This is a genomic window from Rikenella sp. (genome assembly GCF_056799795.1).
The window spans coordinates 64,689-83,550 of the sequence record NZ_JBQIQO010000002.1 but is presented as its reverse complement, the minus strand read 5'-3'; the positions used below and the strand labels follow the sequence as shown (position 1 = coordinate 83,550).

The window sequence follows — 18,862 nt, the reverse complement described above, 5'->3', positions numbered from 1 at the left end:
GCAAGTAACCAAGACGACACCAAATGATTTCAATTCATTGGGGTCAAGTTGTCCTGATTCTTTTAACGATAGGATTACGCCGTCGTCCGGCAGGACACTTTTGTCGCCATCAAACCCACAATTTGGACACTTGCCAACACGGAGATTGTTTTGGAGTTTTTCGAACTCGGAAGATTGCAATTTAGACATAGCTGAATGAATTAGACCCAGCAAAGATACAACAAACGATCGGGAGCAGAAAATTGCTTTAGCATAGCTACTGGATTAGACAACCACAGCCTGTTCCCGATTATTTTCAAAACAAAAGAGAAAAATGTTTGCGGTTTCAGAAAATATGCGTATGTTTGTAGTGGCAAACTCAGTGAAGGCCGTACAGCCTTACTGTTACATATTATTCCGCAATCATAAGGCGGGGTTCCTGAGACAATATCGCTTCGGCGGTCTTGCTGAGTTTGCCAAAACACAAGGGAGCCTCGCTTCTTTTGTTATATACCTACCTAACTTTTTTCTCAAAATGGCAAACTCAGAAAAAGTTAGCGGTGCGGTGAAGAATAGTACCCGTACTGCATCTACCGAACAACAATCCTACTCACAGCTCAAACGAACCGAAAAGACTTATCGGATCGTCATATTCGGCGGCGTCTTTGTCGGTGAACAAGGCTTCGGACACAGCATCTCTTATGTCTTGGCTGCACAAAACGAGTCGCAAGCGATTCGCATGGCTATGCGCAAGTATAGCCGACGCTCTAATTCTCTTCCGATTTACGAGGCACGCGTTACGCTCGTCGGTGATTCACAAGCATGTCTAACCGCTGAATAATCCGAGATTATGCATTGCATTTGTGGAACACTTTGGCCCGATCGCGAACAGCAGCTCGCCGAGTATCTCGGCCCTTATCAAAAAAAATATAATCCGTACGAGGGACGTGAATTCTGTCCCATCTGCGGGGATGAGATCCGCTTCGGGCAGCACGCCGTCGAGGGGCCGAATGATTATCTGCTCCACTCCCGGTGCTACGAGGGGACACTGCACGAGGCAGCGGAGGCGGACGAAGACATCTCTGATCCGCAGGGAGAATGGATCGCGGATGCCATATCGGAAGCGATCCTCGACCGCGACGAGCAATATAACACAGATAAATTTCCGCAACTGTGGAAATCCAAAATCTAAAACATCATGAAAATCAACAATGGAAGAAATAATAGATGCCGCACGGGCAGCGGGGTTCGAACCGAATGACATGAGCAACCGGGAGGAACGATATCGTCAGGCGATCGAATACCTCAAATGCATCGGGATGATCTGAATATTTTAAATCACAATTATGGCAGGAAGACTCGAAATACTCGAAGGTTCGCTGAAGAAAAAACAACAACTCTTCGAGGATAAGTTACAAAAACACTTCGATACGGTTAGACGAAGCAACGGTCAGCCACTTAACGACAAACGAAACGGCAGGGCAACACTCGACAAATGGGATCGACAAAACGACTCTCTCCGCAATTTACAGGATAGTATTAAGAAAACTGAAGATTCGATCGAGCGAGAAAAGGCAAAGATTGAGGCAGTGGCACGCGCAAAAGAAGTTCTCCCCACATCGATGTTAACTCTAATCGAATCTGGCGAACTCATTCAATGGAGGAAGTATCCGAATATTTGTTTTGTAGCCGGTGTCGAAAAAGCCCGGATCGGTTGGGATGCAAAGAAAAAGGTAGTCTATCACAAGTTTTCAAATTGGATCAAAAATCAGGAACAGTGGGCTCGGTTTCGGGAGGTATTTAATAGGCTGCACGAAGAACTAAACAAAAAGTAATAACGTTAGTAACCAAGCCAAAAACTCAAAGATCATGAATACACAACAAGCGCGCGAGGCCGTAGCGGCCGCCGTAGCTACTCCGAAAAAAGAGAACGAGGGGCTACGGATCATCACTCAGCAAGGTTCGTTCAAAGGGATGAAACAAAGTCAGATCGCCCAGGCTCTCCAGGCGTGGGGAAGCAACTTGCAGATGACCCTCCCGAAGCACCTCACCCCCGACCGCTTCATCCAGATGGCCACCTCGATCATCGCCAAAAACCCGGCCATCGCCGAGTGTTCGGCCCAGAGCGTCATCGGAGCTATTCTTCAGGCGTCGATCCTCGGGTTTCCGCCCGTCGAGGCACTGGGATACTGCTACTTCGTGCCGTTCAACAACAAGAAACCCGGCGGCTGGGTCAAAGAGATACAGTTCCAGATCGGCTACAAAGGACTCATGGACTTGGCGCGCCGCAGCGGTAAGATCGAGACGATCCATGCTTTCGTGGTGGTCGAAGGCGACGAGTTCGACTACGCTCTGGGACTGAACCCGACCATCACACACAAGCCCTGCGGCGCGGTGGCCGAACCCGACGGGAGCAACATCCGGTTCGCCTACGCGGTGGTCAAGTACAGCGACGGCGGGTTCGGATTCGAGGTGCTGCCGAAAGCGCGGATCGAACAGCTGCGGATGCGTTCGCCGATGGCCCGAAACGGGTTGACGGGTGCGTGGAAAACCGATTACGAGAGCATGGCCAAGGCCAAGGCGATCAAGCAGCTGGCCAAGTCGATGCCGCTGACTATCGACGCGATGAGCACGCTGGCCAGCGACGAGCGGGTGATCCACGCCGACAACTTCCGCGAGGGTGCGTTGGACATCGATGCAACGGAGATAGTGGATGCGGCCGACGAACAGCTACCGACTGCCGAAGAGCGGGTGCAACAGGAAATCGAACGCTCCGAACAGTTATCCGACGACAATCATGAGGGCGAAGAAACTGACGTACGCGAATAACGCCGACTGGCTGGCGGGTCGGCAGGGAAAGATCGGCGGTAGCACGATCGCCGCCCTGCTGGGGCTCGACAAGTACCGGACGCCGCTTCAGGTATATTACGACCTGACGGGGCAGTCGGAGCCGCAATCGGAGAACAAGTACACCATCGCCGGGCATCGGCTCGAACGGGTCGTGGCGGATTACTTCACCGAGGCGTCCGGGACGATGCTCATCACCGGAAGCGAAGCGGACATTACCTACATCCACCCGGAGTACGACTACCTGATCGGCTCGCCCGACCGGGAGTACGTCGCCGCCGACGGCCAAGAGGCGATCCTCGAATGCAAAACAACGCAGTTCGAGGTGGAGGCCGAGAGCGAGTTGTTCCAGAAGTGGTACTGCCAACTGCAATGGTACCTGATGCTGACCGGTTACCGGTCGGGAGCGATCGCCTGGCTCGCGCGCGGGGTCGACTTCGGCTACCGGGAGTTCGAGGCCAACGACGACGTACAGCAGCATCTGTTACGGACGGCGGTGGAGTTCTGGACCCGGCACGTCGTGCCGCGCGTGGAACCGGAACCGGCCACGGTCACCGACCTCCTGAAGCGTTACCGTAAGGCCACGGGGCTGGCGGGCGAGTGCGACGAGACGCTCTACCGCGCGATTCTGGAGCTGAAGGAGGCCCGCGCGCGGGCAAAAGCCGAGGGCGAACGGGCGAAGGAGCTGGAGGAGTTTGTCAAATTGTCGTTCGGGGCGAACGAGGAAATGACCTATCAAGAGGTACCGGTGGCGTCGTTTCGGTTTTCCGAGACGCGCCGCGTGGACACCGACCGCCTCAAACGGCTCTATCCGGAGGTCTACAGCGATGTCCTGCGCGCCTCGACCGTCCGAACCCTAAGACTCAAATAATGGAAACACGCGAACAACTCCGCGCCGAGGCGGAACGGATACAGGCCTACTTAGAGATCACCGCCTCGGACGACCCGAACGAAATGGTGGCCCGGCTCTCGGATCTGAATGTCTATCTGGCGCGCACGGGGCGGATGCTGGCGGAGGCGACCTGCATCCGCGACCGGGCGGTGGCGGTAGTCTATGCCGGGGAGGCTAAGGCGATCGTCAAGATGCCGGCAACGGTGGCGCGCCGGTTCGTGGAGTCGCAAACGGCGGACGAAAACGAGCTGGTCACATGGCTCGACCGTCTGAACCGGACCTGCACGCACCAGTCGGAAAACCTCCGCACGCAAATCTCATTCGCCAAACAACAACTCGAACTCACCCGGAAGGGATACTAAGAACCACCCAATGGACGCCAAAGGATACATACCTGTCAGCCGCCGGATATTTGAACACCCGTTTTGGTGCGAAGACCGCGAATACTCCAGGTTCGAAGCGTGGCTCGATCTGCTACAGACGGCCGGATTTGAGAACAGGAAACAGTATGTCGGCTACAAGGCAGTGAGTTTGAAGCGGGGTCAACAGGTAGCAGCTGTTCGAAGCCTCGCTGTGCGCTGGCGTTGGGGAAAGCATAAGGTCGAACTGTTCCTAAAACACCTTCGGGACGAGGGGATGATTACGCAGGGGACAGACAAGGGGACGGGAATAACGATTATAACCATCTCCAAATACGACACTTACAACCCCGATCCATCCAGACGGGGGACACGCGAGGGGACAACGGGGGGACAGCAGGGGGACGCGGAGGGGACATATATAAAGAAAGATAATAATATAACTACCCTATCGGGTAGTATGTGTGAGACTCCCTTGCGTAAAAGACTAAAAAAAGGGGATTGTAAGGGGGAGGAATCCAAGTCGCCCATGCAGCACGATCCGAAGGGCACCGATCCGCGGACTGACTGGCGAGACGATTTCGAGGTTTACCTCTCCGATCTGCGCCGAGCTTTCTCCGCCCTTGTCTCGGACTCCGGCTGGATGGCGCAGCAACAGGAGCTGAACCCCGGCATAGACGTGCGAAAATCACTTGAAAAGGCCTGTCTGAACTTCTGGGCCACCCAAGAGGGATGGCAGTGCAAAAAAGCGGGCAAGAGAACCGAAACGATCAACTGGAAACTGACTCTGGCAAACGCTATTTCGCAACCTTTCAACCGAGTATACCATGACCGAAAAAACGACTCCGATAACGGCTATCGTGCGGCAAGAGAAGCCGAAAAACGAGCTGGCCGCGAAGAACTGGGAAACCTCGCTGCGGCTGTCTTATCTGGCTTTGCCGGTAAGGCGGGTCGATGACATCGTCACCTTGCCGAACCCGGCTCCGCTGGTCAAAATCGGGAAAGAGTGCGGCGAGGGACAGGTCATGGCGGCGCTGGTCGTCATCCTGAACGACCTGATCGATTTCTTCAACGTTCCGAACTCGATGGATCAGACGCAGGTCATCTACACGGCGGGACTGATCCGGGACGAGTATTTCTATTTCACGATCGAGGACTTCAAGGTATTCTCGGACAATGCCAAGAAACGCCGCTACGGCAAGCTCTTCGGGGGAATCGACGGATCGGTCGTCTTCGACTGGCTCGAACAATACGCGGCGGAACGAACCCGGGCTTTTGCCGAGCACAACGACTGCCGGGCGTTCAGCGACAAGGAACGCTACGAACGTCGGGGCGATGTGCACAAGATTGCCGACCTCGAGCTAAGGAGCATTTTGGGCCGAAACTACAAACCGACCCCCTAACCGCCTCGCCTTCGAGGAACAAAATTTCAGACGATGAGAACTATTCAAGACTTGCAAAATGAACTCGATGCGCTTCTTGATGAAGCCAGCCAATACAAGCACGCTAAGCCTCCGCGGGAACTGATGGCCGAAATCAAAATGACCCGACAGTTGATCCGGTATCTGGAAACAAGCCCGACCGAACAGATGGTAAAAGGCCAACTGTCGGAAGTCAGGCGAAAATTAAAATTTATCCCGAGCCGATACGAGGGGTGGTTTGAGAACTTGTCAAAAAGCGAAAAGCAGATGCCGGGAAGAAAACTGAAAGCCAGATTTAACAAGGAGCACGAAGTGTCAAAGCTGAAAACGCAGTTGCGGGCACTTAATCGACTGATTCAAACGGCATGACCATGGGAACACTGACACTGAAAGACGGCAAGTTTTGGCGCGACGGCGTCGAAGTGCCGCCACGCATCGGAGATGCAGAACAAATTGCGCTCTTGCAACAAGCGGAGCGACAGGCACAACAGCGGGAAGCCGACGCAAACGGAGACGGGATAGAACTCGAATTTGAGTTAAAAGAACTCCGATATACCGGAGAGATTACTTGCATCTGCGGGTATTTAATAAGCCAAAATTTCACGTGCGAATACTTTGACTGCGATTCAATAGAGGGCCTTATTGAAGAGGACTGCGATAGTCATTGCATGGAATGCCCGAAATGCGGGCGGATGTATGAAATTGTCTTCGGGCGGGCGGTGCTAATCCCCAAAAACAACCGATAAGAACGTAAAAGAATGACCCACGCCTCGCTCTTCTCCGGGATCGGAGGGTTCGACCTGGCCGCCGAGTGGGCCGGGTGGACAAACCTTTTCAATTGCGAAATAGACCCGTTTTGCCGACGGGTACTCCAATACCACTTTCCGAATGCGGAACAATACACAGACATACGCGAGACAGACTTCAATGTTTGGAGAGATCGGATCGACGTGCTCACCGGAGGTTTCCCATGTCAGCCGTTCAGCCTCGCCGGGAAGCGGAAAGGCACCGATGATCCCCGCCACCTGTGGCCCGAGATGCTGCGAGCAATTCGCGAGATTCGTCCCCGCTGGGTCGTGGGCGAGAACGTTCGCGGAATCCTTAGTTGGAGCGGCGGGATGGTCTTCGAGCAGGTGTGCACTGACTTGGAGGCTGCGGGGTACGAAGTGCAATCGCTTGTACTTCCTGCTTGCGGTGTCGGAGCTCCCCACCGCCGCGACCGGGTGTGGTTTGTTGCCCACCGCACAAACGCAGGGGCTGAAGCGGTGCGAGAATGGGAGGACGGTGTTTTATCCCACGTCAATGCTGCCGACGCCGACGGCCATCGATGCCGGAAGCGGACGAATCAACAAGTCGGCATCTGCAAATGCAGTAGAAAGGCCGACAATTGCCTTGGCTGCCAAAATGGGATTACTTTCGGCCCTGATGGCGGCGGACTGTGGAGCGAAGTCAACAAGAACCGAGAATCAAAATTCGCTTACCAAAATGGCTCGATTGGAAACTGGCAAGACTTCCCGACTCAACCCCCAGTTTATAGCGGAAATGATGGGTTTCCCGCCGGACTGGACGGTATCACCGTTCCTCGCTGGAGAGCCGAAAGCATCAAAGCCTACGGAAACGCGATAGTTCCGCAGGTAGCCTGCCGAATCTTCCAAACCATCAACGAAACCGAGAAATGATAACCAACGCCCGCTTTACGCATTATGGCCGGTTGCAGCTGCTCCGGCACGTCGCCGCTAAGACCAACCCGCTGACCGCGACCATCATCCGCCGAAACATCACGGCCCGAAACCTCCAAATCGAGATACAAGACTAAACCATACGCTATGACCTTTCAGGAATTTCAAAAAACAATCATTGACCGCTGCCACAAGGCCGGGGCATGCAAACCAGAGTTTAAACGGATGATGGAAGCTACCGATCAGGGCGATAGGCCCGGATTCATTCGTGTACTTCTCGACAACCACTGGTGGTGCATTGATAGCAAAATCTACGATGCGGCGTTCTTTCTCGAATTGGATGAACAGGAGGTATTGCTTGAGGCTGGATTGCCGACGCAGCGCAACCGACCGATCGATTTCAAGGCAGAGGAGATCGGGGGCAAACTTTGGAAGCCTTTCAACGAGGGCGCAAGCGCGGAGAATGGTGTCGGGGATTACTTTACGTTCGATGAAGCGAACGATCCTGAGGCAGGCCGACTCGTGCCGAGCGTGGAAGACTTCGAGGCGTTATGCGACTTACCGAGCAAGTGGGCCCTGTATCAGGGGGAATTCGGTCGTCTGTTTGACGGTAGGTTGTTCATCCCTGCCGGTGGGTTTCGCGACAAAGATACGGGCGCGCTGAACGGCGTCGGCGGCAGCGGTTACAGCTGGGCTTCCACGGTCAGCGGTACCAATGGCATGGACTTGGGTTTCAACGTGACGTGGCTTAGTCCCAGCTACTCGGGCCACCGCGCCCACGGTTTTCTGTTGCGTTGCCTCTCAGAATAGAGAGCGGCTTGTCCGCGTATTGAAACTTACCCCGACCTTTCCGCCTGAGGGCGGGAGGACGGGAATACTAAAAAAAATTCAAACCATGAAAACAAAATTCAAAGGAACCCCGGGGCCGTGGGAGTACGAAGATTCAAGTGTCGTATGCAGCACTAAGAGAAAAGCAGTAGTCGCTGTAGCTGTATCAAAAACAGGGAGATTTGACTCAGAAAATGGCAAGTTGATCGCCGCCGCGCCTGAGATGCTGGAAGTGTTGCAGGAATTGGTCGAAGCTTGGGAATCCGGACTCACCAAGTCGATCCCGGCCCTGAACCAGGAACCAGCCTACCGGAAAGCCAAACAAATCATCAAAAAAGCACTCGGAGAATAGCATGACACGAGAAATCAAATTCAGAGGAAAGCACATTGATAGCGGCGAATGGCTGATAGGGGATTTAGTGCACGATTATATCGGGAATGATAGTATCAAAGCATACCACATTTACCCCAAAGACGCGTGGAATGGCCCGGATTGCTACGAGGTCAATCCGGATACCGTCGGCCAATACTCTGGACTGAAAGACAAGAACGGCAATGATATATGGGAGGGGGATATAGTGATGGTGGAAAGCCGAGATGAAGAGTATGATAACTTATTGGTAGGATTGACTTTCTTAATCATGTTCAGCTATGGGGGATTTTGCATTGCCGAAGATGAAGAATCCCCGTGGGGGTCGATAAATAACTTAGATATTTTAGAAGTGATCGGCAACATCCACGACACCCCGGAGTTACTGGAAGGAGACAGGCGATGAATGACAAAACACTACCTCGCGGCCTATGGCGTCAGGAAGACGGGAAGATAGCTCTTGCGCGTTGTCCGAAGTGCGGAGCAGAGAACTACATGCCGAACGTGCTGACCGGCATCTGCTCTTGGTGCGGGTATGATGCAAATGCAGATACTAAATTAAAGTAACAGAAAACAGATTATGAAAACGATTGAAAATAAAAAGGTTGATAACCTCGAAGAAAAATTCCCTATTGGATGTAGAGTTACAACGGCTGTCGGAGATCATCTTGGGATTCCTTTTAAAGGTACTGTGGTGGGGTATGGAAAATGGAGGGATTATGATGCGGTGATCGTTGAAAAGGACTCAGGTAAAAGAGTCTGTGCCTTGGCTAAGAACCTAATACGCATTTGACTATGAAAACGATTGAAGAGCAGGCGCGGGAATACGCCGAGAACGCGTTTTACACCAAACGTACATTAGATGTCCAAGGAATGGGAGGACATATTGGAATGATGGAACGGGCTTTCCTCGCTGGCGCAAAAGCCGCTACCCGGTGGATCCCGGTCGAAGAGGAGCCACCTTGCCATGATCAAGAGATAGTATGCATCTCTAAAACAGGCATTATTGAACATACTTTTGGAGGTAAGATTATTGAAGATAATAGGATTATACAAGAAGAGTGGGAAGATCCTAATTATTTCTACTGGGAATACTGGCTCCCCATCCCGACGAATCCCGAAAAGTAAAACCATCATCCTATCCTGCCCGAAGTCCTGCGTGCCACGCGGGCGGTTAGTAGGGCGGGACGGGATGATTTTTCAAAGATTTTCAATAGTCGATTAAACACAAAAACATATGCCCATCCGCCGACAAACCAAAGCGCAGCGCGCAGCAATAGAGACCCTCTCGCCACCGATCCGACCCGACAACATCATCGCCATTGATCCCGATGTGGATCGAAGCGGCGTGGCGTGGTTACGCCCGAAGACCCGACGACTGGAGTGCGACGCGCTCGCGTTTCCGGAACTACTCGACTACCTGCAATTCGCCCGAAAGTGGGGAGATGAACATAACGAGTCGTTTGTGGTGGTGGTCGAGGCGGGGTGGCTGATCCGAACGCATTACCACGCGAACCGTCGGGACACCTACCGCTCAGCCGCCGCCAAGGGAAACGCCGTGGGACGTAACCACGAGATCGGCAGACAGATTGTACAAATGTGCCGCCACTACGATTTGGAAGTCGTCGAGCAACGACCGCTCCGCAAAATCTGGGCGGGCCCTGATCGCAAGATCACTCATCAGGAACTGATAGCCTTCGCCCCGATCACAAACCGAAACCGAACCTCTCAAGAGATGCGCGACGCCTGTCTACTGGCGTGGAACGCGGCAGGGTTTCCAATTTTATTCACAAGGTAAAATAAACAAGGAGGATCCGCCGCCCAGCTGAAACCTCCTTGATTCATACCGCAAATTGCTTTTGCTTTCTGCTCCACAAATATAGTGATTTAAGCAAAAATGGCAATGGTTGATGAATACGGAAATTTAGTTGCGAGGAGAATTAGTGACGAAATCGCAGAACCTAAATGGCGTGGAGGTGCTCCATTTGTCGAAGATTACGGTTTTTTTCTTTTGCAACATCCAGAATCAGGTTACTTCTGGCGTATAGAACAGAAATATGGCGTGGATTCCGGGCGGAAATTTGTTGATCTCTGCCTTTCGCACCGTTATACCGACGTACAGATCGAAAGGTACTACCGAATCATAATGGAGCAAGGCAAGATAGAAGCCAAAAAGTATATCCAAACTTGCAAAATGCAATGTTCAGAGCAATCTTTGAAACGATAATGCGAATCCATGTCCAAAGAATCAGTCTCCGCTTTACTTCATCAACTAGGTAATATGGTTGAACAGGGATGTTTCGATAACATCTCCGAGGAAGTGATTGACGGAGCAGCTGCCGTGCTGAAAAGCATTCTGAACGTAGATGTAACTTTTGAGCAGGCCAAACGAATTACCGGAAAGAGCGAATCAGCACTCCGTTCCAAGTGTAGCCGTTCTGCAATTACCAAACAACGGAAAGTACTTTTCAAGTATCGTGAAATGGAAGAGATTCGGGACAAGAAAAGATAGTGCATTCGTGCATGTAATCTTCTGAAAAACAATACTCTAACTTTATTATGCAAGGTGCTGGTACGCTGTATCGGCACCTTTTACTTTTGTTCCATAGGCCTACGTGAGTCGCTCCACGTGAGAGAGCGAGCCACAATTAATGAATTTCAATCTATGGACAAAGACATTTTCATGTTCGGAGACAGCGGCAATTCTGTTGCTTCCATGCTCCCCGCTCTGATGCAGAACCATGGGATGGATCCGAACCTCGTTGCTGCGTTGATGAACGGTAACAACAATCGCGGCGCATGGGGTGGTGACGGCTGTTGGTGGATGTGGATTATTCTGCTCTTCTTCTGTTGGGGCGGAAATGGATTCGGTTTCGGTGGAAACGGAATGAATAGCCTTCCGGCACAGTTGAATGGCGATGCAGGGCGCGAAATGCTTATGAATGCGCTTCAGGGGAACGGAAATGACATCAGACAGCTGTCTACTTCGCTCAATTGCTCGATTTCGCAGATTCAGAACGCCCTTTGCGGGTTGCAGGGATCTATCGACAAGGTGGCTGGTCAAGTCGGTATGACCGGGCAACAGGTAATCAACTCGATTCAATCGGTGGGTTGCCAGATTGGGAACCAGCTTGCGCAGTGCTGCTGCGAACTTCGGGAATCGATTACCAAGATGGGGTACGAAAACCAGTTGGCAACGGTCAATCAGACCAACACGCTGACCAACAATGCCAACACGCAGTTCAATATTCTCGGAGCCAAGATCGACGCACAAACACAGATCATCAACGACAAGTTCTGCCAGCTCGAAATGCGCGAAATGCAGCGAGAAAACCAGAACCTCCGCGATCAGGTACAGGCCTATCAGCTTTCGGCCTCGCAACAGGCACAGACGGCAAATATCATTTCGCAGCTCAAGCCGTGCCCGGTTCCGGCTTATTTGACCTGCAATCCCAATGCGCCTTACTATGGCGGGCCGGGATATGGTTATCCGGGAGGATTCGATAATGGATGCGGTTGCTAATCGCCTTTTAAAAGAAAGGAGGTTATAACCATGTTTCCTTTGAATAATCCGTGGTTTTTGGCCAATCGATTCCCGGTGCGTCGTTTGGATCCCCGTGGAATTCCGGCTATCCGGACTATCTCGGTAACGACCGACACGACGGCCAGCGAGGTGATTTACAACATCTGTCCGTATCAGTTTCGACAGTTGCCGAATTCAGGTCTTCTTCTTTTGAAGATCAACCATGTTCCGGCAGCCGGTTCCGAGGCGTTTCCCGTCTCGTTGGCGACGGTACCGGGCAACTCGGCAACCGCCGGTTCGACTACAACCAGGTCGAAGATCGCCTTATTGAACGGCTCGGGAACACAGATGGCATCGTCTGAAATATCACAAGGTAACAGATACCTGATCTACTACAACAAGTGTGACGGTGTCTTTCAGGCAGTGAACCATATTGTTCCTCCGGCCACTCAGACGGTCGCAAACACACGGACGACGGCCAAAAATTCACAGTAAAACCGGAAAAGCGAAAGGGGGATTCCATTCCCCCGATCGCTTCTTTTAAAAATCAATCACCATGTTTCAGAATTTGAGAAAAGGTAGTTCGGTCTATGTGCTTGACTTACGCGAGGTTCCGAAATTCTATACGGCCACAGTCAAAGAAGTGGGTGCGCCTTATTATCCGCAGCCGACACCCGGCCAAATGAACCCGTTTATGCAGCAATATGTCAATATATCGCTTGACAACGGGGAGTCTTGGGGGGTGAGAGCCAATATGGATGTGGAATCTAAAAACGGAATTACGGTATCCATGACCCGAGACGGCCTCATGCCAATTCTTACAGCAGCCAAAAAAGAAAGTCTGGATGTCATAAATTCCGTCGACCGGCATCGTGGCAATTTGACTGCCTACGAACAAATTCTTAAAGAACTCGATCCTGGCTATGCAAAAGCGCAAGAACAGGATGAGGAGATCAAACGACTGAGCAGCGAATTAGCATCTATGAAAGAGATATTGAAAACGTTGCCCGGTGAGATCAAGGGAATGCTCAAATCCGAAACAACAAAAACTGCAAAACAATGAGCTGGAAAGCGATAGGAATTGCTCGTGGGTTTGAAGAAGACCATGAGCAGATCAACGAAATGCTGGAACAGGCATATCGGAAAGGGCGCAAAGATGAGCGCAAGAAAATGAACGAAAACTATGGTGAGCGTTACGGCGAACGAGACGGATATTTCGGCGGGGGACGCGGTGGATACGGAATGCGAAAACCGTGGGAAGATGATGACGATGACGAAGATTACGGCGAACGCCGAGGGGTTCGAGGAACTGGGCCGTATTCTCGCGTAAGACGTTATTAGGCCATGAGCAGGCTGGATACTCACGAGCATATTCCAAAAGGCATGCGGGATTACCTGTCTCATTACGGATGGCATTTCTCGAAGAAATTAGCGGAATATGCTACTGACCCCAAGCGCATGAAGAATGCCGACGGGAGCACTCATCAATGGACGCATGAAGAGGTGGCAGAGGCATTGAAGCGAAATGCAATCGAAATCGACAAAGCAAAAGGCTACGACTGTATGTATGTCGCCAATATGGCTTATGCCGATTTCTATCCCGAACCGCTTAAAACCGAGGCCCAAATCATGCAATTCGTCAAAGCGTATATCGATGATCCGGACGGAGAAGATGGAATTGCCTTAACGAGATACTATGCCGATTGTATCGCTAAAGGAGAACCCATCATTTGGGAAGATTTCATTTAACGGCAGGGGCGTTCTCACCCATAGGACGCCCTGGCTTTTTAGACAAGTGACAATGAAAATGTTGAAATATGCCCTAAAAGTACTTACAGGGCAAGACCCTAAACAGATGATTGACCACATGTTGAAAGAGGATTTCGAACAACTCCGAGATTTTGCTTATGGAATAGGAAACTCCAACCTGCCGCGTCGACAACGAAGAGCTATTCTTCGAAAATGGAACAAGACGTATGGAGCGAAGTAAAATTCGGATTGAAAAATACGACTGGAGTGTAGAAATATTCTATGCTGTTACCTGCTATCAGACCGATTGGATTTTGCATACGCTGGCATCTATTGATTGCCCGCAACAAATCCAAAAACGAGTCAAAAAGAACCTTTCGGAGCGAAACATAGATACCGGATTCACTTACTCGAACAAAAAGATCGGGAAGTCGGTACTTGTTGTAGGGTTATACTCTTCGCCGGATCAATTTCTCAATTCGTTCGAACACGAACTAAGGCATTTGGTTGACGATATCGCGGATACATATCGACTGAATACCGGCGGTGAAGAGGTGGCCTACCTGACTGGAGACTTGAATTCAACGCTCTGGGAAGATATTCATCGATTTATCTGCTGCCAATGCAGAAAAGCACCTTTGCAAACTTAAAAGACAAAACCTTATGTGTAATTCTAAGACCACTTGCGATGCATGTAAGTGCGCCGAAAAAGAAAAAGAGCGTCGCGAACACATTGCCGAACTCCTTAAAATGCTCGAACCCGAATTACCTGACCATGTTTTCGAGCAAGTCAAATTCGAACTCCAATTATTAATCTGAAACCAATCTGCCCTCTGATTTTGGACAAAGAATGGCATAATGGGTGGTTTTGATTATCTTTGTAACTGCAACGCCCGCATCGGCAGGCTCGATGTCTGCGTTGCAATAAAAAATAGGCAGACTAACGTCTGCCTATTTTGCATCAGCCGGGAAGTAAGTCCCCAAATTAGTCCGTGATAATCATATTTAATTGATTATCACTCCGTATAGCGGAGAGGGAGGGATTCGAACCCCCGGAGCCTCGCAGCTCAACGGTTTTCAAGACCGCCGCAATCGACCACTCTGCCACCTCTCCGGGCACAAAAGTAGCGGTTTTTTCTTTTCCTGCAAAACCCGAACGTTTTTCCGACCAAAAACACACCCGGCACGCAAAAAAAACGATTAAATACTTGGCGGTTAAGTTTTATCCGTTATATTTGCAACATCCAACAACCGATATTACTAACTTTCTAAACACTAACGGTTATGAATAAATCTCAACTGATCGATGCCATCGCTACGGGTGCAGGACTGACCAAAGTTCAGGCTAAAAAAGCGCTGGAAGCATTTATCGACGTAACGGGCAAAACGCTGAAGGCGGGCGACAAAATCGCGCTGGTAGGCTTCGGTTCGTTCAGCGTAACGAAAAAACCGGCTCGCACGGGACGCAACCCGCGGACGGGGGCTACGATCAAGATCGCTGCCAAGAAAGTGGTTAAATTCAAGGCTGGCGCTGAACTGAACTCGGTGGTGGGGAAATAACACCGGCTACAACGTCTGCGTATCGAGCGCCCGAACGGGGCCGCACCGTCTGAAACAGGCGCGGTGATTTTCGATATGCGGCAATATGTCATTTATTCATGCCGATCGGTTTTCGGAATTACTTCGGAAATCGGTCGGCATTTTCGTATCTTTGCCGCACACACGACTACCGAGACTGACTCCTATGGATTCGAAATATAAAAAGCCCCTTCTGCTGCTCCTGCTCTTCGTCATCGCCCTGCTGACGATCGACCAGACGGTCAAGATCGCGGTCAAGACGCATATGACGCTGAACGAAGCGATTCCGGTCTTCGGACGCTGGTTCTACATCAACTTCATCGAAAACCGGGGAGCGGCTTACGGGATGGAGATCGGGGGGAGCTACGGAAAACTGGCCCTGAGCTTGTTGCGCATCGCGGCGGTGGGAGCGATCGGCTGGTATCTCGTCCGCCTGGTTCGTCGGGGGGCGCCGCGGGGGGTGATCGTCGGGGTGGCGGTCGTGCTGGCGGGAGCGATGGGAAATATTATCGACGCATCGTTCTATGGGCTGATTTTCTCGGAATCGACGCCTTATGCGGTGGCTCATTTCGTGCCGTGGGGGACGGGATATGCACCGTTTCTGCACGGGAGCGTTGTGGATATGCTCTACTTTCCGATCATCGAAATTGAACGGATGCCGTCGTGGGTGCCGTTCATCGGCGGAGAGCCGTACACCTTTTTCAGCCCGGTTTTCAACATTGCGGATGCTTATGTGACGTGCGGATTCGCTTATCTGTTGATTTTCCAGTACAAATATTTCAGGTAGGCTCACAGGAAAAAAAGAGGGGGGTATGGAAAACGCGCCGACCGCTATTTCGAGGTACTTTCGAATAGCGGTCGGCGCGATGTCGTTCGGAGAGGGGGTTATCGTTCCAAAGCCTGTTCGATATCCGCGATGATATCCCCGGCATCCTCGATCCCCACCGAGAAGCGGATCAAATCGGGCGCCACTCCGGCCGCAATCAACTGCTCGTCCGTCAGCTGACGGTGCGTATGGCTGGCCGGATGCAACACCGATGTCCGGGCATCCGCCACATGGGTCACGATCGCGCCCAGCTCCAAGCTGTCCATAAAGCGAATGGACTCTTCCCGTCCCCCCTTGAGACCGAATGTCACGACGCCGCACGTCCCGTTCGGCATGTACTTCTGCGCCAGTTCGTAATACCTGTTCCCCGGCAGCCCCGGATAGTTGACCCAAGCCACCTTATCGGTTCGCGAAGCGAGATACTCGGCCACCCGCTGCGCATTCTCGCAGTGGCGCGCCACCCGCAGATGGAGCGTCTCCAGACCGAGATTGAGCAGAAAGGCGTTCTGCGGCGACTGGATGGAGCCGAGGTCGCGCATCAGCTGCGCCGTCGCCTTCGTGATATAAGCCCCCTTGCCGAACGCTTCGGTGTAGGTCAGCCCGTGGTACGACTCGTCCGGCGCCGTGAGCCCCGGAAACTTCGCGGCATGCGCCGCCCAGTCGAAATTCCCGCTGTCCACGATCGCTCCGCCCACCGCGGTAGCGTGCCCGTCCATGTATTTCGTGGTCGAATGGATCACGATGTCCGCCCCCCATTCGAAAGGCCGGCAGTTGATCGGCGTCGGAAAGGTGTTGTCCACGATCAGCGGCACCCCGTGCTCATGCGCAACCTTCGCAAACTTCTCGATGTCCAGCACGTTCAGCCCCGGGTTGGCGATCGTCTCGGCGAACAAGGCCTTGGTATTGGGCTGGAAAGCCTGCGCAATCTCCTCGGCCGGCGCATCTCCGTCCACGAAGGTGACCTCGATCCCCATCTTCTTCATGGTCACGGCGAAGAGGTTGAACGTCCCGCCGTAAATCGCCGACGCGCTCACGAAATGATCTCCCGCCGAACAGAGGTTGAAGAGGGCGTAAAACGAAGCCGCCTGTCCCGACGAGGTCAGCATGGCCGCCACCCCGCCTTCGAGAGCGGCAATCTTGGCCGCCACGGCGTCGTTGGTCGGATTTTGCAACCGGGTGTAAAAATAGCCGCTCTCCTCCAGGTCGAACAACCGCGCCATCTGGTCGCTGGTCTCGTATTTGAAGGTCGTGCTCTGGTAAATGGGCAATACCCGCGGCTCGCCCTTCTTGGGCTGCCATCCGCCCTGCACGCACAAGGTCTCGCGTTTGAATCGTTTTTCCATAAAATGGCCGTTTTTTTTAAGCTATTCCACGTAACTGCTGTTGTCCCAGCAATGGGTACACAGTTGCTCCTTCGGCAAGCCGATGGCGTCCACCACATCCTGCAAGTTCTGGAATTTGAGCGAGGTCAGTTGCAGCTGCTGCCCCATCACTTCGACCATTTTCCGGTATTTTTCGCTGGTGTCGTCGGCATATTCGGCCAATGTCTCGTCCGAGAGTTTGTCCGTCCCCTCCAGATCGCGGATCACGCGCCGGGCATAGAGGTCGAAAGTCGAGCGCGAAGTCGAAAAGTTCAGGAACCGGCACGGAAAGATCAAAGGCGGACAGGCGATCCGCATGTGCACCTCCTCGACCCCCACCTCTTTGAGTTTCACGACATTGTCCTTGAGCTGCGTCCCCCGCACGATGGAGTCGTCCATGAAGACGATCTTGGCCCCGCGCGTAAAAGCCTCGTTCGGCAGCAGCTTCATCTTGGCCACCAGATCGCGCATCGCCTGGTTCTGGGGCATAAAACTCCGCGGCCAGGTCGGCGTATACTTGACGAACGGCCGTTTGTAGGGAATCCGCCGGGCATTGCTATACCCGATGGCATGTCCCACTCCGGAGTCCGGAATCCCGGCGGCGAAATCGGCCTCGACCTCCCCGTCCCGCGCCGCCATCGCCGCGCCGCACCGATAGCGGGCATCCTCGACATTGATCCCCTCGTAGTCCGAGGAGGGATAGCCGTAATAAACCCACAGGAACGAGCATATCTGTTTCCGACTCCCCGCCGGCAGGATATCGGTAATACCGTCCCGCGTCAGCTGCACCGCCTCGCCCGGCCCGAGGTCTTTCACATACTCGTATCCGAGATTGAGAAACGACGAACTCTCAGAAGCCGCGACATACCCGAAGTCGTTCTTTCCGATAATGACCGGTGTCCGCCCGAACCGGTCGCGCGCGGCGTAAATGCCGTGTTCGGTGAGAATCAGCATCGAACAGGAGCCCTTGATCGTCCGCTGGACGTTCTCGATCCCCTCTTTGAAAGTCTTGCTCTGGCTGATGAGAATCGCCACCAGCTCTGTGGGATTGATCTCCGATCCGGAGAGTTCGGCGAAATGGACGTTCTCGGCCAACAACCGTTCGGCGATCTCGTCCATGTTCTCGATCCGCGCCACCGTAACCACCGAGAAACGCCCCAAATGGCTGGTGACGGTCACGGGCTGGGATTCGAAGTCGCTGATGACGCCTATCCCGATGCAGGATCCTTCGAATTTCGGCAGGTCGTCTTCGAACTTGTTCCGGAAGTAGCCGTTTTCGAGGCTGTGGATCGACCGGATGAACTTCTCGCCGTTGTAGAAGGCGAGCCCGGCCCGTTTGGTGCCGAGGTGCGAATGATAGTCCGTGCAGTAGAAGACGTCGTTGACGCATTCGCGCCGGGAGGCGCAGCCGAAAAATCCGCTCATAGGATGGTGGTATGTGAAAGGTGAG

29 protein-coding genes and 1 tRNA gene are annotated in these 18,862 nt (G+C 52.7%); 27 read left to right on the top strand and 3 right to left on the bottom strand.

Features of this window, described 5'->3' with window-relative positions:
- Positions 1 to 313: 313 nt before the first annotated feature.
- The 25 genes from ACTO3O_RS01025 (at position 314) to ACTO3O_RS00905 (ending at position 14,297) form a co-directional block, all read left to right on the top strand.
- Entirely contained in the window at positions 314 to 820 is a 507-nt protein-coding gene (locus ACTO3O_RS01025; protein ID WP_482596301.1) for a hypothetical protein, read from the top strand.
- A 9-nt stretch (positions 821 to 829) separates the two neighbouring features.
- Positions 830 to 1,171: a hypothetical protein gene (locus ACTO3O_RS01020; RefSeq protein WP_482596299.1), complete on the top strand. Its 342-nt coding sequence runs from the start codon at positions 830 to 832 to the stop codon at positions 1,169 to 1,171.
- A 154-nt stretch (positions 1,172 to 1,325) separates the two neighbouring features.
- Complete coding sequence (locus ACTO3O_RS01015) at positions 1,326 to 1,814, top strand: hypothetical protein (protein WP_482596298.1); 489 nt, start codon at positions 1,326 to 1,328, stop codon at positions 1,812 to 1,814.
- A 34-nt stretch (positions 1,815 to 1,848) separates the two neighbouring features.
- Positions 1,849 to 2,808, top strand: a complete 960-nt coding sequence (locus ACTO3O_RS01010; RefSeq protein WP_482596296.1) for a recombinase RecT — start codon at positions 1,849 to 1,851, stop codon at positions 2,806 to 2,808.
- Complete coding sequence (locus tag ACTO3O_RS01005) at positions 2,777 to 3,697, top strand: YqaJ viral recombinase family nuclease (RefSeq protein ID WP_482596295.1); 921 nt, start codon at positions 2,777 to 2,779, stop codon at positions 3,695 to 3,697. The genes ACTO3O_RS01010 and ACTO3O_RS01005 overlap by 32 nt, the downstream gene beginning before the upstream one ends.
- Complete coding sequence (locus tag ACTO3O_RS01000) at positions 3,697 to 4,080, top strand: hypothetical protein (RefSeq protein ID WP_482596294.1); 384 nt, start codon at positions 3,697 to 3,699, stop codon at positions 4,078 to 4,080. The genes ACTO3O_RS01005 and ACTO3O_RS01000 overlap by 1 nt, the downstream gene beginning before the upstream one ends.
- An 824-nt stretch (positions 4,081 to 4,904) precedes the next feature.
- Positions 4,905 to 5,480, top strand: a complete 576-nt coding sequence (locus ACTO3O_RS00995) for a hypothetical protein (protein WP_482596293.1) — start codon at positions 4,905 to 4,907, stop codon at positions 5,478 to 5,480.
- Positions 5,481 to 5,513: 33 nt separating this feature from the next.
- Entirely contained in the window at positions 5,514 to 5,867 is a 354-nt protein-coding gene (locus tag ACTO3O_RS00990; RefSeq protein ID WP_482596292.1) for a hypothetical protein, read from the top strand.
- Between the two features lie 2 nt (positions 5,868 to 5,869).
- Positions 5,870 to 6,244 carry a hypothetical protein gene (locus tag ACTO3O_RS00985; RefSeq protein WP_482596290.1) on the top strand — a complete coding sequence of 125 codons (375 nt, stop codon included), beginning with the start codon at positions 5,870 to 5,872 and terminating at the stop codon, positions 6,242 to 6,244.
- Positions 6,245 to 6,256: 12 nt separating this feature from the next.
- The gene (locus ACTO3O_RS00980; protein WP_482596289.1) at positions 6,257 to 7,177 is read left to right on the top strand and encodes a DNA cytosine methyltransferase; all 921 of its coding nucleotides are present in this window, start codon (positions 6,257 to 6,259) and stop codon (positions 7,175 to 7,177) included.
- The gene (locus ACTO3O_RS00975) at positions 7,174 to 7,314 is read left to right on the top strand and encodes a hypothetical protein (protein WP_482596288.1); all 141 of its coding nucleotides are present in this window, start codon (positions 7,174 to 7,176) and stop codon (positions 7,312 to 7,314) included. Before ACTO3O_RS00980 ends, ACTO3O_RS00975 begins: the two co-directional genes overlap by 4 nt.
- A 10-nt stretch (positions 7,315 to 7,324) precedes the next feature.
- Positions 7,325 to 7,987 carry a hypothetical protein gene (locus ACTO3O_RS00970; protein ID WP_482596287.1) on the top strand — a complete coding sequence of 221 codons (663 nt, stop codon included), beginning with the start codon at positions 7,325 to 7,327 and terminating at the stop codon, positions 7,985 to 7,987.
- A gap of 85 nt (positions 7,988 to 8,072) precedes the next feature.
- Positions 8,073 to 8,357, top strand: a complete 285-nt coding sequence (locus ACTO3O_RS00965; RefSeq protein WP_482596285.1) for an XkdD/Y8K6 family phage-associated protein — start codon at positions 8,073 to 8,075, stop codon at positions 8,355 to 8,357.
- Between the two features lies 1 nt (position 8,358).
- The gene (locus ACTO3O_RS00960) at positions 8,359 to 8,781 is read left to right on the top strand and encodes a YopX family protein (protein ID WP_482596283.1); all 423 of its coding nucleotides are present in this window, start codon (positions 8,359 to 8,361) and stop codon (positions 8,779 to 8,781) included.
- Positions 8,782 to 8,955: 174 nt separating this feature from the next.
- Positions 8,956 to 9,168: a hypothetical protein gene (locus ACTO3O_RS00955; protein WP_482596282.1), complete on the top strand. Its 213-nt coding sequence runs from the start codon at positions 8,956 to 8,958 to the stop codon at positions 9,166 to 9,168.
- 2 nt (positions 9,169 to 9,170) lie between these two features.
- Entirely contained in the window at positions 9,171 to 9,503 is a 333-nt protein-coding gene (locus ACTO3O_RS00950) for a hypothetical protein (protein ID WP_482596280.1), read from the top strand.
- 109 nt (positions 9,504 to 9,612) lie between these two features.
- Positions 9,613 to 10,173 carry a hypothetical protein gene (locus tag ACTO3O_RS00945; RefSeq protein WP_482596279.1) on the top strand — a complete coding sequence of 187 codons (561 nt, stop codon included), beginning with the start codon at positions 9,613 to 9,615 and terminating at the stop codon, positions 10,171 to 10,173.
- A gap of 99 nt (positions 10,174 to 10,272) precedes the next feature.
- A complete protein-coding gene (locus ACTO3O_RS00940) occupies positions 10,273 to 10,602 on the top strand; it encodes a hypothetical protein (RefSeq protein ID WP_482596277.1) in 330 nt (109 codons plus the stop codon).
- A gap of 9 nt (positions 10,603 to 10,611) precedes the next feature.
- Complete coding sequence (locus tag ACTO3O_RS00935) at positions 10,612 to 10,887, top strand: hypothetical protein (RefSeq protein WP_482596275.1); 276 nt, start codon at positions 10,612 to 10,614, stop codon at positions 10,885 to 10,887.
- 153 nt (positions 10,888 to 11,040) lie between these two features.
- Positions 11,041 to 11,898 (top strand): hypothetical protein, encoded by an 858-nt coding sequence (locus ACTO3O_RS00930; RefSeq protein WP_482596273.1) that lies wholly within the window; start codon positions 11,041 to 11,043, stop codon positions 11,896 to 11,898.
- Between the two features lie 30 nt (positions 11,899 to 11,928).
- Positions 11,929 to 12,393, top strand: a complete 465-nt coding sequence (locus tag ACTO3O_RS00925; RefSeq protein WP_482596271.1) for a hypothetical protein — start codon at positions 11,929 to 11,931, stop codon at positions 12,391 to 12,393.
- 61 nt (positions 12,394 to 12,454) lie between these two features.
- Positions 12,455 to 12,961, top strand: coding sequence for a hypothetical protein (locus ACTO3O_RS00920; RefSeq protein ID WP_482596270.1), 507 nt, complete (start codon positions 12,455 to 12,457; stop codon positions 12,959 to 12,961).
- A 120-nt stretch (positions 12,962 to 13,081) separates the two neighbouring features.
- The gene (locus tag ACTO3O_RS00915) at positions 13,082 to 13,228 is read left to right on the top strand and encodes a hypothetical protein (protein WP_482596268.1); all 147 of its coding nucleotides are present in this window, start codon (positions 13,082 to 13,084) and stop codon (positions 13,226 to 13,228) included.
- A gap of 14 nt (positions 13,229 to 13,242) precedes the next feature.
- A complete protein-coding gene (locus ACTO3O_RS00910; protein WP_482596266.1) occupies positions 13,243 to 13,647 on the top strand; it encodes a DUF7841 family protein in 405 nt (134 codons plus the stop codon).
- A 227-nt stretch (positions 13,648 to 13,874) separates the two neighbouring features.
- A complete protein-coding gene (locus ACTO3O_RS00905; RefSeq protein ID WP_482596264.1) occupies positions 13,875 to 14,297 on the top strand; it encodes a hypothetical protein in 423 nt (140 codons plus the stop codon).
- Positions 14,298 to 14,676: 379 nt separating this feature from the next.
- On the opposite strand, the gene ACTO3O_RS00900 is transcribed toward ACTO3O_RS00905, so the two are convergent.
- A tRNA-Ser gene (locus ACTO3O_RS00900) sits at positions 14,677 to 14,761 on the bottom strand.
- Between the two features lie 170 nt (positions 14,762 to 14,931).
- Here ACTO3O_RS00900 and ACTO3O_RS00895 point away from each other — a divergent pair.
- The gene (locus ACTO3O_RS00895; protein ID WP_294592615.1) at positions 14,932 to 15,207 is read left to right on the top strand and encodes an HU family DNA-binding protein; all 276 of its coding nucleotides are present in this window, start codon (positions 14,932 to 14,934) and stop codon (positions 15,205 to 15,207) included.
- 184 nt (positions 15,208 to 15,391) lie between these two features.
- Entirely contained in the window at positions 15,392 to 16,012 is a 621-nt protein-coding gene (locus ACTO3O_RS00890; RefSeq protein ID WP_294592613.1) for a lipoprotein signal peptidase, read from the top strand.
- A gap of 98 nt (positions 16,013 to 16,110) precedes the next feature.
- Here the strand turns inward: ACTO3O_RS00890 and ACTO3O_RS00885 are convergent, their stop codons facing one another.
- Both ACTO3O_RS00885 and ACTO3O_RS00880 read right to left on the bottom strand, forming a co-directional pair.
- Entirely contained in the window at positions 16,111 to 17,394 is a 1,284-nt protein-coding gene (locus ACTO3O_RS00885) for an O-acetylhomoserine aminocarboxypropyltransferase/cysteine synthase family protein (protein WP_297829243.1), read from the bottom strand.
- A gap of 21 nt (positions 17,395 to 17,415) precedes the next feature.
- On the bottom strand, positions 17,416 to 18,837 hold the full coding sequence (locus ACTO3O_RS00880) for an amidophosphoribosyltransferase (protein ID WP_294592609.1): 1,422 nt from the start codon (positions 18,835 to 18,837) through the stop codon (positions 17,416 to 17,418).
- Positions 18,838 to 18,862: the final 25 nt, after the last annotated feature.